The sequence below is a fragment of the Micromonospora sp. WMMD956 genome (genome assembly GCF_029626125.1).
In the GTDB taxonomy this organism is placed as follows: domain Bacteria; phylum Actinomycetota; class Actinomycetes; order Mycobacteriales; family Micromonosporaceae; genus Micromonospora; species Micromonospora carbonacea.
In genome coordinates this window covers 1,491,983-1,504,365 of the sequence record NZ_JARUBI010000005.1, presented here as the reverse complement: position 1 = coordinate 1,504,365, position 12,383 = coordinate 1,491,983, and the positions used below count along the sequence as shown (strand labels likewise).

Sequence of the window (12,383 nt, the reverse complement as noted above, 5' to 3'; positions counted from 1 at the left end):
GTGCTCCCGACACTATGCTCGGCAGGTATCCGGGTGACCCCCGCACCGTGCCACCGCCGCTGGCCGCCTCACCTCGCGCTGGCGCCGGTCGCCTCGTCTACCCGACAGATTTCCTGGAGTCACCATGCCTTCGTCCACCGTGGACCCCGCTGATCCCGTCTTCCAACTGCACGTCGGCGGCAAGCTGGCCGTCGCCTCCACCGTCCCGCTGAGCAGCCGCGAGGACCTCTCCCTCGCGTACACCCCGGGCGTGGCCCGGGTGTGCGAGGCGATCGCCGCCGACCCGGCGCTGGCCGACGACTACACCTGGGCGGGGCACACCGTCGCCGTCGTCACCGACGGCTCGGCCGTGCTCGGGCTGGGCAACATCGGCCCGCGCGCGGCGCTGCCGGTGATGGAGGGCAAGGCGGTGCTGTTCAAGCAGTTCGCCGACGTCGACGCGGTGCCGGTCTGCCTCGACACGCAGGACGTGGACGAGATCGTCGCCGTGGTGCAGGCCCTCGCCCCCTCGTTCGGCGGGATCAACCTGGAGGACATCAGCGCCCCGCGCTGCTTCGAGGTGGAGCGCCGGCTCGACGAGGCGCTGGACATCCCCGTCTTCCACGACGACCAGCACGGCACCGCGATCGTCGTGCTCGCCGCGCTGCGCAACGCGGCCGCGCTGCTCAACCGCAAGCTCGGCGACCTGCGGGTGGCGGTCAGCGGCGCGGGCGCGGCCGGCGTGGCGGTCACCCGGATGCTCATCGCCGGCGGCGTCGACCCGGCCCGGGTCGTCGTCTGCGACTCGAAGGGGATCATCGGCCGGCACCGCGCCGACCTCACCGGCACCAAGGCCGACCTCGCGGCCGACACCAACGCCGAGGGGCGGTCGGGCGACATCGGCGAGGCGCTGCGCGGCGCGGACGTGCTCGTCGGCGTCTCCGGCGGCGAGATCTGCGAGGCGGCGGTGGCCGGGATGGCCCCCGGCGGCATCGTCTTCGCCCTGGCCAACCCGACGCCCGAGGTGCACCCCGAGGTGGCCGCCCGGCACGTCGCCGTCGTCGCCACCGGCCGCAGCGACTACCCCAACCAGATCAACAACGTGCTGGCCTTCCCCGGGGTGTTCCGGGGCGCGCTGGACGCCCGGGCGACCCGGATCACCGACGGGATGAAGGTGGCCGCCGCCGACGCGATCGCCGGCGTGGTGGCCGAGACGCTCACCGCCGACGCGATCGTGCCGTCCCCGCTGGACCCGCGCGTCGCCCCCGCGGTGGCCGAGGCCGTCGCCGAGGCCGCCCGCCGCGACGGCGTCGCCCGCGCCTGACGTGCAAGGAGGGGCACCCTGTTAACGCCTTCGGTATAGCAGGGGCCCTTCTTAACACCCCCACTCCTTGTTACGGTGCGGATCATGCGTGCCGCCTTCGCCTCGAGATTCGACGCCGACAACCCGCTCGCCGCGCTGACCGTCGGCGAGCAGCCCGAGCCGGCCCACCCCGAGGACGACTGGGTGACCGTGCAGGTGCGGGCCAGCTCGATCAACCATCACGACCTGTGGTCGCTGCGCGGCATCGGGCTCGGTGCCGACCGGCTGCCGATGATCCTCGGCTGCGACGCCGTCGGCACGGCCCCGGACGGCACCGACGTGGTGGTCTTCCCGCTGGTCGTCGACCCGGGCGACCCGCGCGGCATGTCGATCCTCTCCGAGCACTTCCCCGGCACCTTCGCCGAGCGGGTGGCCGTACCCCGGATGAACCTGCTGCCCCTGCCGGCGGGCCTGTCGGCGACGGACGCCGCCTGCCTGCCGACGGCCTGGCTCACCGCGTGGCGGATGCTGACCACCAAGGGCCGGGTCGACGAGGCCGACGCCGTGCTGGTCCAGGGCGCGGGCGGCGGCGTCGCGACGGCGGCCGTCGCGCTCGCCGTCGCGCTCGGCAAGCGGGTGTACGCGACCAGCCGCGACGCCGGCAAGCGGGAGCGGATCGCGCAGTTGGGGGCGACCGCGCTGGAGCCCGGCGCGCGGCTGCCCGAACGGGTCGACGTGGTGATCGAGACGGTCGGGGAGGCCACGTTCGACCACTCCCTGAAGTCGGCCGCGCCGATGGCCCGGATCGTGGTCTCCGGCGCGACCGCCGGGCACGAGCCGAAGGTCAACCTGCGGCGGGTCTTCGCCATGCAGCTGGAGATCCTCGGCACCTCGATGGGCACGCCGGGGGAGCTGACCGAGCTGCTGACGTTCTGCGCCGAGCACGAGGTGCGCCCGGTGGTGGACAGCGTGGTGCCGTTCGGTCGGATCGAGGAGGCGTTCGCCCGGCTGCACTCGGGCGAGGCGTTCGGCAAGATCGTCATCGACCACACGGCGTGAGCGCTGGCCGTCGGGCGCCTGCTGGGAGCTTGTTAGGAGGGGGCCCTTCCTATACCGAATGCGTTAACAGGGGGCCCTTCCTTACAAGCGGTCGTCGAGGGTGGCCACGCCGCCCCGGGTGGCCTCGTCCGGCAGCCGGCGCTTGGCCGCCGCGTCCCCGTACAGGGTCCAGCGCAGGAACTCGACGCAGGTGTCCGAGACCACCCGCAGGGCCGCGCCGTCGGTGAGCAGGGCCCGCCCGTGGTCGCCCTTCGGCAGGCTCAGCATCGCCTTGGGCCAGGGCACCCTGTCGTACGCGGCCTTGCCCGAGGCGTAGTCGACCACCTCGTCGGCCTCGCCGTGCACGAACAACTGCGGGGCGGCGGCCCCCGCGAACGCGGTGCCCACGCCCAGGCCGGTGCCGGCGAAGACCACCCCGGCGTCCAGCCGGTCGTCCCGGCCCGCGGTGAACAGGCCGATGGTGGTCACCCCGCCGGCCGAGTGCCCCGCCGCCGCCACCCGGTCGGTGGCGAGCCGGCCGCGCAGCGGGTCGCCCGCCTTCGCGTCCAGGGCGAGCACCCGGGTCAGCGCGTACGACACGTCGGCCGGCTGGTTCAGCACGTCCAGCACGTTGGTGTCGGTGCCCCGGGCGGTGTGCGGGAAGGCCGGCGCGGCCACCACGAACCCGGCCGCCGCCCAGCGGGTGAGCAGCAGCTCGTAGTCCTCGGGCCGCCCGTTGAGGCCGTGGCTGAACATCACCACCGGGAAGCGCCCCGTCGCGGCCGTCGCGGACCGCTGCGGCGTCCCGCCCGCCGCACCCCGGGCCGGATACCAGATCGTCACCGGCAGCGGGCGGTCGCCGTCGCGGTTGAGCTTGAGCTGACGTACGCCGACGGCGAAGCTCTCGCTCGGCGCGCTGCCGGCGGGCACGCGCGGGGCCGGGGTGGTCGCCTTCGGCGCCTGCGTCGGGGCGGCCTCGCGCCAGGCGGGCTCCGCGCCACCCGAGCAGCCGGCCAGGCCGGCGGCGAGCAGGGCGGTGGCCAGCAGGGCTGCGGTACGACGGCGGCGGCACATGAAACCGATTGTGCCTCGCCGGACGGGGGCGCCGGCCCGCATCGCACCGCAGGTCAGGGCGCGCTCACCCCGGGCGACGGCGTGCCGCCCGCTGGGGCGCTGTTAGGAGGGGGCCCTTCCTATACAGAAAGCGTTAACAGGGGGCCCTTCCTTGCAAATCCAGCGGGTGGGGTGGGTGGCGTCCGTGGGGAGGCGGCGCAGGGCGGCCCGGTCGCCGTACAGCGCCCAGCGCAGGAAGTCCGTGGTGGCGGCGAGGACCTGGGCGAAGCCGGGGCGGCCCGGGGTCAGGTAGGCGCCGTGGTCGCCCCCGGTGACGGTGAGGAACCCGGCCGGGCCGGGCGTGCGGGCGTACGCGGCCCGGCCGACGGTCACCCCGACGACCGGGTCGGCGTCGCCGTGCACGAACAGCACCGGCGCGGTCGGCCCGGCGAACGCCCCGGCCAGGCCGCCCCCGGCGATCACGATGCCCGCCCGCAGCCGGGGCGGGTGCCCGGAGGTGAGCATCCCGGCGGTGGTGAAGCCGCCCGCCGAGTGGCCGGCGGCGGCGAACCGGGCCACGTCCAGGTGCCCGGCGAGCGGGTCGCCCCGGCGGGTGTCGAGGCGCACCAGGTGCCGGATCAGCCGCCACCCGTCGGCCGGCTGGTGGCGCACGTCGGCGCGGGTGAACCGGGCCGCCCCGCGCCGGGTGCGCGGGTACGCGGGCGCGGCGACCACGAAGCCGGCGGCGGCCCACCGGCTGGTCAGCGGGGCGTGCAGGGCGGGCAGGCTGTCGAGCCCGTGGCTGAACACGACGACGGGGAACCGGCCGGGGGCGACCCCGCCCCGGGCGGCCGGATACCAGACGGTCACCGGCAGCGGGCGCGCGCCGCCCGGGTCGAGGGTGAAGGTGTGCACCCCGACCGGGTACGTCGTCGCCGGGGCGGGACCGGCAGACGGGGCGCTGCGGAACCCCGGGGCCGACCCCGGGGCCACGGTGGCCGTGCCGCAGCCGGCCAGCAGCGCCGTCACCGTCGCGGCGACCAGCCGGCGTACCCACACACCCTCACGGTAGGCGGCCGGCGACGCCCGGCGGCCCCGCCGTCCGGACCGGTGGCCGACGCCACCCGGTCGGGGTGGCTCCGCCGATCCGGCGGTCCTACGGCGTGCCGCCCGGTCGGGCGGGCGCGGGGTGGACCTTCTTGGCTAGGGTCTGGCCATGTCTGACAAGTACGTGGACCCGAGCGGCAACACAGAGCAGTTCCGGGCGTTCGCCCACGCGCCGGAGGCAGCCGCCCCGGCCGCCCCGGCGTCCCGGGTTCCGCTGATCGCCGGCATCGCGGTGGCCGTGGTGCTGCTGGTCGCCGTTGTCGCCTGGCTCGCGCTGAGCTGAGGGCGCGCGCCGCCGCCCGGCCGGCCGGCCCCGAGCTGACGACGCGCGCTGCCGCCCGGCTCGCCTTCGACTGAGGCGCGCGCCGCCGCCTCAGGTCGCCGCGTCGACCACGGCCCGGGCCGCGCGGGCGATCTCGCGTTCCTCGTCGGTGCCGACGACGCAGACGGCGACCTCCGCGCCCGCCGGGGAGATCACCCGGTCGCCGGTGCCGTCGTTGCGGGCCGGGTCGACGGCGATGCCGAGCCGCTCCAGGCCGGCCAGCGCGGCGGCCCGCACCGGCGCGGCGTGCTCGCCCACCCCGGCGGTGAAGGTGACCGCGTCCACCCGGCCGAGCAGCGCGTAGTACGCCCCGACGTAGCCGGTGATCCGGCGGGTGTAGACGTCGAACGCGAGCGCGGCGGCCGGGTCACCGGCGGCGCGGCGGGCCAGCACCTCGCGCATGTCGTTGACCCCGGCCAGGCCGAGCAGGCCGCTGCGGTGGTTGAGCAGGTCGTCGATCTCGTCGACGCCCATGCCGGCCTCGCGGCGCAGGTGGAAGACGATCGTCGGGTCGAGGTCGCCGCTGCGGGTGCCCATCACGAGGCCCTCCAGCGGGGACATCCCCATCGAGGTGGCCACGCTGCACCCGCCCTGCACCGCGCAGGCGCTCGCGCCGTTGCCCAGGTGCAGGGTGATCGTGTTCAACTCGTCGTACGGCCGGCCCAGCAGCTCGGCGGTGCGCCGGGAGACGTACGCGTGGGAGGTGCCGTGGAAGCCGTACCGGCGGATGTCGTGCCGCTGCGCGGTGTCCCGGTCGATCGCGTAGGTGGCGGCGGCCTCGGGCAGCGTGTGGTGGAACGCGGTGTCGAAGACGGCGACCTGCGGCACCCCGGGCAGCGCCTCGCGGGCGACCCGGATGCCGGCCAGGTTGGCGGGGTTGTGCAGCGGGGCGAGCGGCACGAGTTCCCCGATCGCCGCGAACACGGCGTCGTCGACCAGCACCGGCTCGGTGAAGCGCCGTCCGCCGTGCACCACCCGGTGCCCGACGGCGGTCAGCCCGGCGAGCCCGTCCGGGCCGAGCCGGTCGAGGATCCCCCGGACGGCCGTCTCGTGGTCGGCCGGCCCGCCGCCGGGCTCGCCGACCCGCTCGACGGTGCCCTTCGCCAGGACCTCGTCGCCGTCGTAGAGCCGGTATTTCACCGAGGACGAGCCGCAGTTGAGGACGAGCACCCGACTCATGAGGACTCCCCGGCGGCGGCCTGGATGGCGGTGATGGCGACGGTGTTGACGATGTCGGGCACGGTCGCGCCCCGGGACAGGTCGTTGACGGGGCGGCGCAGGCCCTGCATGACGGGGCCGACGGCCACCGCCCCGGCGGAGCGCTGCACCGCCTTGTACGTGTTGTTGCCCGTGTTGAGGTCGGGGAAGACGAACACGGTGGCCCGCCCGGCGACCTCGCTGTCGGGCAGCTTGGTGGCCGCGACGTGCGGGTCGATCGCCGCGTCGTACTGGATGGGGCCCTCGACTAGCAGCTCCGGCCGCCGCTCGCGCACGAGGCGGGTGGCGGCGGCCACCTTCTCCACGTCGGCCCCGGCCCCGGAGTCCCCGGTCGAGTAGGACAGCATCGCCACCCGGGGCTCGATGCCGAACCGGGCGGCGGTGTCGGCCGACGAGATGGCGATGTCGGCCAGCTGGGCGGCGTCCGGGTCGGGGTTGACGGCGCAGTCGCCGTAGACGAGCACCCGGTCGGCGAGCAGCATGAAGAACACGCTGGAGGCCACCGACACCCCCGGCACCGTGCGGATGATCTCGAACGCGGGGCGGATGGTGGCGGCGGTGGTGTGGGTGGCCCCGGAGACCATCCCGTCGGCGTGCCCGGTGTGCACCATCATCGTGCCGAAGTAGTTGGGCTGCGCCACGATGTCGTGCGCCAGCTCGGCGGTCATGCCCCGGTGGGCGCGCAGCTTCGCGTACGCCTCGGCGAACTCGTCGCGCCAGGGGCTCGTCGCCGGGTCGACGACGGCCGCCCCGGTGATGTCGACGCCCAGCTCCCGGGTGCGCCGGGCGATGTCGTCGGGGCGGCCGAGCAGGGTCAGGTCGGCCACGCCCCGGCGCAGCAGGATCTCCGCCGCGCGCAGGATCCGCTCCTCCGCCCCCTCGGGCAGCACGAGGCGGCGGCGGTGGGACCGGGCCCGGTCGATCAGGTCGTACTCGAACATCAGCGGGGTGACCCGCGCGGAGCGGCTGACCCGCAGCCGGCGGGCGAGGTCGACGGTGTCGACGCAGTCCTCGAACGCGCCGAGCGCGGCCTCGACCTTGCGCGGGTGGGCCATGCTGGGCCGGCCCTCGATCCGGCTGGACGCGGCGACCGTGTCGTAGCTGTCGCTGCGCACCGAGAGCACCGCGAGCCCGGTGTTGAGTGCCTCGACCAGGCGCATCGCCCTCGGGTCGGGCCGTTCGCCGAGGGTGAGCACCAGCCCGGCGACGGAGACCTGGCCGGCGACGTGCGCGGCGCTGGCCGCCACCAGCAGGTCGGCCCGGTCGGCCGGGGTGATCACCAGCGCGCCCTCGGTGAGGTGGTCCAGCAGCGTCGGCACGTGCGCCGCGCCGACGACGTAGTCGAGCACGTCGCGGCCGAGCGCGGCGTCGTCGCCGGCCAGCAGGGTCGCGCCGAGCGCCGCCGCGACCTCGGCCACCGTCGGCGCCGACACGGTCGGCACCTCCGGGATCGCGTACGCGGGGACGGGCAGGTCGGGCAGCGTCATCGGCCCCGGCACCCGGTTGGCGATCACCGCCAGCACCGTCGCGCCGAGGTCCACCAGATCGTGGTACGCCCCGCGCGCCGCCGCCGCGATCGCCTCGGGCTCCTGCCCGAAGCCGTCGACGACGGGCACCACCACGCTGCCGAACTCGGTGGCGAGGCGGGCGTTGAACGCCAGCTCGCGGGGGCCCGCGCCGTCGCCGCCGTCGGCGAAGTCGCTGCCCACCACGACCACCGCGGGGCAGCGCCGCTCGACGTCGCGGTAGCGCTCGACGATCCGGGAGATCAGCTCCTCGCGCCGCCCCTCGCCGACCAGCGCGCCCGCCTCGGCGTAGGTGCAGCCGTGCAGCTCGTCGACCGGGATCTCGACGCGGTAGCGCTCGGTGAGCAGGGCGAGGATCTGGTCGGGGCCCCGGCCGGGGACGAGGGGCCGGAACGCGCCGATCCGGCCGACCTGCCGGGAGAGCAGCTCGGCGAGGCCGAGCGCGATCGTCGACTTGCCCCCGCCGGAACCGACGCTGGTCAGATACACGCTCCGGGCCACGCCCCCACGCTACAAGATCGCGGCGAGGGTCGCCCGGGTCCTTGGACCCGGGCCGGCGGGGCGGCCGACCGTCGTCGCCGGCTGTCGTCGCCGTCAGTCGCCGCAGCCAGTCGTCGCCGTCAGTCGTCGTCTTCGTCGTCCAACCGGGCGAGCCAGGTGGCGAAGCGCTCGATCGGCGTCTCGAACTCGGGGTTCAGGTCCACGAAGTCGCGCAGGCGCTCGCCCAGCCACTCCACGCTCACCTGCTCCTCGCCCCGCCGCTCGACCAGTTCCTCGATGCCACGGTCGGTGAAGTACATCGTGCGTCCTCATCGGTAGTGCCGGCCGGCGGCCGGGTCGTGCGGTCAGGGACGCGAGCGGGGCAGCGACCGTCGTGGTGACGGTCGCTGCCCCGGCGCGCGGTGGCACGGTCAGGTCACGGGCGGGGCAGGGCCGCCTCGATCAGCTTGTGCTGCTCGACCTCGTGCATCTTCGCCGAGCCGACCGCCGGCGCGGCGGCGGCGGGGCGGGAGATGCGGCGCAGCCGGACCTCGCTGAGGTGCTCCAGCAGGTTGAGCGCGACGAAGCTCCACGCGCCCTGGTTGGCCGGCTCCTCCTGCACCCAGGCGAAGTCCTCGGCGTTCGGGTACTGCGCGAGGGCGGCCCGGATCTCCTCGACGGGCAGCGGGTAGAGCTGCTCCATCCGGACGATCGCCGTGTCGGTGACGCCGCGCTCGGCCCGGGCCTGGAACAGGTCGTAGTAGACCTTGCCCGAGCAGAGCAGCACCCGCTTCACCTGCCCGGCGGGCGGGGCGGCGGTGTCGGCCAGCACCGGGGCGAAGGTGCCCGTGGTGAAGTCCTCCACCGGCGACACGCAGAGCTTGTGCCGCAGCAGCGACTTCGGCGTGAACACCACCAGCGGCTTGCGCTTCGGCGACAGGGCCTGGCGGCGCAGCAGGTGGAAGTGGTTCGCCGGGGTGGTCGGCATGGCCACCCGCATGTTGTCCTCGGCGCAGAGCTGGAGGAACCGCTCCGGGCGGCCGGACGTGTGGTCCGGGCCCTGGCCCTCGTGGCCGTGCGGCAGCAGCAGGGTGACGGCGGAGCGCTGGCCCCACTTCACCTCGCCGGAGGAGATGAACTCGTCGATCACCGACTGCGCGCCGTTGACGAAGTCGCCGAACTGGGCCTCCCAGCAGACCAGCGCGTTGACGTTCTCCACCGAGTAGCCGTACTCGAAGCCCATCGCCGCGTACTCCGACAGCAGGGAGTCGTGCACGAAGAACCGGGACCGCTCGCCGTCGGCGGTGAGCGACTTCAGCGGCAGGTAGTCGTCGCCGGTGCGGGCGTCCACCACCGAGGCGTGCCGTTGCACGAACGTGCCCCGGCGGGAGTCCTGCCCGGCGAGCCGGACGGTGACCCCGTCGTGCAGCAGCGCGCCGAACGCGATGATCTCGCCGTACCCCCAGTCGATGTTGCCCTCGACGGACATCTTGGCCCGCCGGTCGAGCAGCTGCTGGATCCGCTTGTGCGGGGTGAAGCCCTCCGGCAGGGTGGTGTGCGCCTCGCCGACGGCCTTGACGACCTCGGCCGTCGTGGCGGTCGCCACCTGCGGCTCCGGCTCGTCCTCGCGGCGCGGCCGGGCCGCCTGCTTCGGCGCGGAGGCGGCGTCCCGGGTGGCCTTGAAGACCCGCTCCAGCTGCGCCTGGTAGTCGCGCAGCAGCTCCTCCGCGTCCTCCACGGTGATGTCGCCCCGGCCGATCAGCTCCTCGGTGTAGAGCTTGCGGACCGACCGCTTCGAGTCAATGATCTTGTACATCTGCGGGTTGGACATCGAGGGGTCGTCGCCCTCGTTGTGGCCGCGCCGGCGGTAGCAGACCATGTCGATCACGACGTCCTTGTTGAACGCCTGCCGGTATTCGAACGCCAGCCGGGCGACCCGGACCACGGCCTCGGGGTCGTCGCCGTTGACGTGCAGGATCGGGGCCTCGATCATCCGGGCCACGTCGGTGCTGTAGAGGCTGGACCGGGAGTGCTCGGGGGCGGTGGTGAAGCCCACCTGGTTGTTGACCACCACGTGCACCGTGCCGCCGGTGCGGTAGCCGCGCAGCTGCGACAGGTTGAGCGTCTCGGCGACCACGCCCTGCCCGGCGAAGGCGGCGTCACCGTGCACCGCCAGCGGCAGCACGGTGTAGCCCTCCAGCTTGAGGTCGATCCGGTCCTGCTTGGCCCGGACGATGCCCTCCAGCACCGGGTCGACGGCCTCCAGGTGCGACGGGTTGGCCACCACCGACACCTTGACGGAGTGCTCGCCGTCGGGGGTGGTGAACTTGCCGTTCTGGCCGAGGTGGTATTTCACGTCGCCCGAGCCCTGCGTCGAGCGCGGGTCGAGGTGCCCCTCGAACTCCGAGAAGATCTTCTCGTACGGCTTGCCGACGATGTTGGCCAGCACGTTGAGCCGGCCCCGGTGGGCCATGCCGATGACGACCTCGTCGAGCCCCGCCTCGGCGGAGGACTCCAGCACCTCGCCGAGCAGCGGGATCAGCGACTCGCCGCCCTCCAGCGAGAAGCGCTTCTGGCCGACGTATTTCGTCTGGAGGAAGGTCTCGAACGCCTCGGCGGCGTTGAGCCGGTTGAGCACGTGCTTCTGCTCGTCGGAGGTGGGCTTTTCGTATTTGCGCTCGATCCGCTCCTGGATCCAGCGCCGCTCCTCCGGGTCCTGGATGTGCATGTACTCCACGCCGACCCGGCGGCAGTAGGAGTCGCGCAGCACGCCGAGGATGTCGCGCAGCTTCATCCGCTGCTTGCCGGCGAAGCCGTTGACCGGGAAGACCCGGTCCAGGTCCCACAGGGTCAGCCCGTGCTGGAGGACGTCCAGGTCGGGGTGCTTGCGGATCTTGAATTCCAGCGGGTCGGTGTCGGCCATCAGGTGACCGCGCACCCGGTACGCGTGGATCAGCTCGTGCACCCGCGCGGTCTTGTTGATCTGGCCCTCGGAGTTGACGGCCACGTCCTGCATCCAGCGCACCGGCTCGTACGGGATGCGCAGCGAGGTGAAGATCTGGTCGTAGAAGCCGTGCCCGCCGAGTAGCAGCTCGTGCATGACCTTGAGGAACTCGCCGGACTGCGCGCCCTGGATGATCCGGTGGTCGTACGTGCTGGTCAGCGTGATGATCTTGCTGACGGCCAGCTCGGCGAGGGTGGCCTCGCTCATCCCCTGGTAGGGCGCCGGGTACTCCATCGCGCCGACGCCGATGATGGCGCTCTGCCCCGTCATCAGGCGCGGGATCGAGTGCACCGTGCCGATGCCGCCCGGGTTGGTCAGCGAGATCGTGGTGCCCGAGTAGTCCTCCATGGTCAGCTCGTTGCGGCGGGCGCGCCGGACCACGTCCTCGTACGCCTGCCAGAACTGCCGGAAGTCCATCGTCTCGCAGCCCTTGATGGACGGCACCACCAGGTTGCGGCTGCCGTCGGGCTTGGCCAGGTCGATCGCGATGCCCAGGTTGACGTGCTCGGGGCGGACCATCGCCGGCTTGCCGTCGACCTCGGCGAAGGAGTTGTTCATCTCCGGGTGCTCGACGAGCGCCCGGACCATCGCGTAACCGATCAGGTGGGTGAAGCTGACCTTGCCGCCGCGCCCCCGGGCGAGGTGGTTGTTGATCACGATGCGGTTGTCCACCAGCAGCTTCGCCGGGACGGCGCGCACGCTCGTCGCGGTCGGCACGCTCAGCGAGGCGTCCATGTTCTGGACGATCTTCGCGGCGACGCCGCGCAGCGGGGTGGTCTGCGGGCCGGTCACCGTCGGCTTCGCCGCCGCCTTCGCGGCCGGCTCGGCCTTCGTGGCCCTGGCGGGCGTCGGCTTCGTGGCGGGCTTCACCGTCGGCTGCGCCCCGGCCGCGGACGCCTTCGGCGTGGGGGCCTTCGCGGGGGCCGGCGCGGCCTGCGCCGCCGGCTGGGCGACGGTGGCGGCGGCCTCCTGCTGCCCGGCCGGCTCCGGCGCGGCCTTGGCGGCCTGGCCGTCCGGGCGTGCCGTGGCGGCGCCCGGCGCGGGGCGGTAGTCGGCGAAGAAGTCGTGCCAGGCCGAATCGACGCTGCTCGGGTCGGCGAGGTAACGCTGGTACATCTCCTCGACGAGCCACTCGTTAGGGCCGAAACCCGCCAGTGGGTTCTCCTGCGAAGTCTGCTGGGTCGACACGGCCGGTAATCGCCTCTTTCACGCGGGTTTGTGTGTCACGCGGTGTCCTTCGACGCCCCGAATGCGAGGGGCGGACGGGGGACGGCTCCCAGGCTACGCCGTACGAATACGCTAGGCATTTCCGGCTCGGGCGCGTGGTCGGTTTCACAGAAGATGACACAAGTT

The 12,383-nt window shown here is 73.8% G+C and carries 9 protein-coding genes; 3 read left to right on the top strand and 6 right to left on the bottom strand.

Annotation, left to right across the window (positions count from 1 at the left end):
* Positions 1-124: 124 nt before the first annotated feature.
* Together O7628_RS06910 and O7628_RS06905 are read left to right on the top strand one after the other, a co-directional pair.
* The gene (locus O7628_RS06910) at positions 125-1,303 is read left to right on the top strand and encodes an NADP-dependent malic enzyme (protein ID WP_278129198.1); all 1,179 of its coding nucleotides are present in this window, start codon (positions 125-127) and stop codon (positions 1,301-1,303) included.
* Positions 1,304-1,378: 75 nt separating this feature from the next.
* Positions 1,379-2,341: a zinc-binding dehydrogenase gene (locus O7628_RS06905; protein WP_278129197.1), complete on the top strand. Its 963-nt coding sequence runs from the start codon at positions 1,379-1,381 to the stop codon at positions 2,339-2,341.
* A gap of 81 nt (positions 2,342-2,422) precedes the next feature.
* On the opposite strand, the gene O7628_RS06900 is transcribed toward O7628_RS06905, so the two are convergent.
* Complete coding sequence (locus O7628_RS06900) at positions 2,423-3,394, bottom strand: chlorophyllase (protein WP_278129196.1); 972 nt, start codon at positions 3,392-3,394, stop codon at positions 2,423-2,425.
* A gap of 102 nt (positions 3,395-3,496) precedes the next feature.
* Positions 3,497-4,432 (bottom strand): alpha/beta hydrolase, encoded by a 936-nt coding sequence (locus O7628_RS06895; RefSeq protein WP_278129194.1) that lies wholly within the window; start codon positions 4,430-4,432, stop codon positions 3,497-3,499.
* A gap of 157 nt (positions 4,433-4,589) precedes the next feature.
* On the opposite strand from O7628_RS06895, the gene O7628_RS06890 reads away from it, so the two are divergent.
* Positions 4,590-4,763: a hypothetical protein gene (locus O7628_RS06890; protein ID WP_278129192.1), complete on the top strand. Its 174-nt coding sequence runs from the start codon at positions 4,590-4,592 to the stop codon at positions 4,761-4,763.
* Between the two features lie 90 nt (positions 4,764-4,853).
* Here O7628_RS06890 and O7628_RS06885 read toward each other — a convergent pair whose 3' ends face one another.
* The 4 genes from O7628_RS06885 to O7628_RS06870 form a co-directional block, all read right to left on the bottom strand.
* Positions 4,854-5,981, bottom strand: coding sequence for an acetate kinase (locus O7628_RS06885; RefSeq protein WP_278129191.1), 1,128 nt, complete (start codon positions 5,979-5,981; stop codon positions 4,854-4,856).
* Positions 5,978-8,047, bottom strand: coding sequence for a phosphate acetyltransferase (gene pta / locus O7628_RS06880; RefSeq protein WP_278129189.1), 2,070 nt, complete (start codon positions 8,045-8,047; stop codon positions 5,978-5,980). The genes O7628_RS06885 and pta overlap by 4 nt, the downstream gene beginning before the upstream one ends.
* A 119-nt stretch (positions 8,048-8,166) precedes the next feature.
* Positions 8,167-8,346, bottom strand: a complete 180-nt coding sequence (locus O7628_RS06875; RefSeq protein ID WP_074472708.1) for a DUF6104 family protein — start codon at positions 8,344-8,346, stop codon at positions 8,167-8,169.
* Between the two features lie 116 nt (positions 8,347-8,462).
* On the bottom strand, positions 8,463-12,218 hold the full coding sequence (locus tag O7628_RS06870; protein ID WP_278129187.1) for a multifunctional oxoglutarate decarboxylase/oxoglutarate dehydrogenase thiamine pyrophosphate-binding subunit/dihydrolipoyllysine-residue succinyltransferase subunit: 3,756 nt from the start codon (positions 12,216-12,218) through the stop codon (positions 8,463-8,465).
* Positions 12,219-12,383 lie beyond the last annotated feature (165 nt).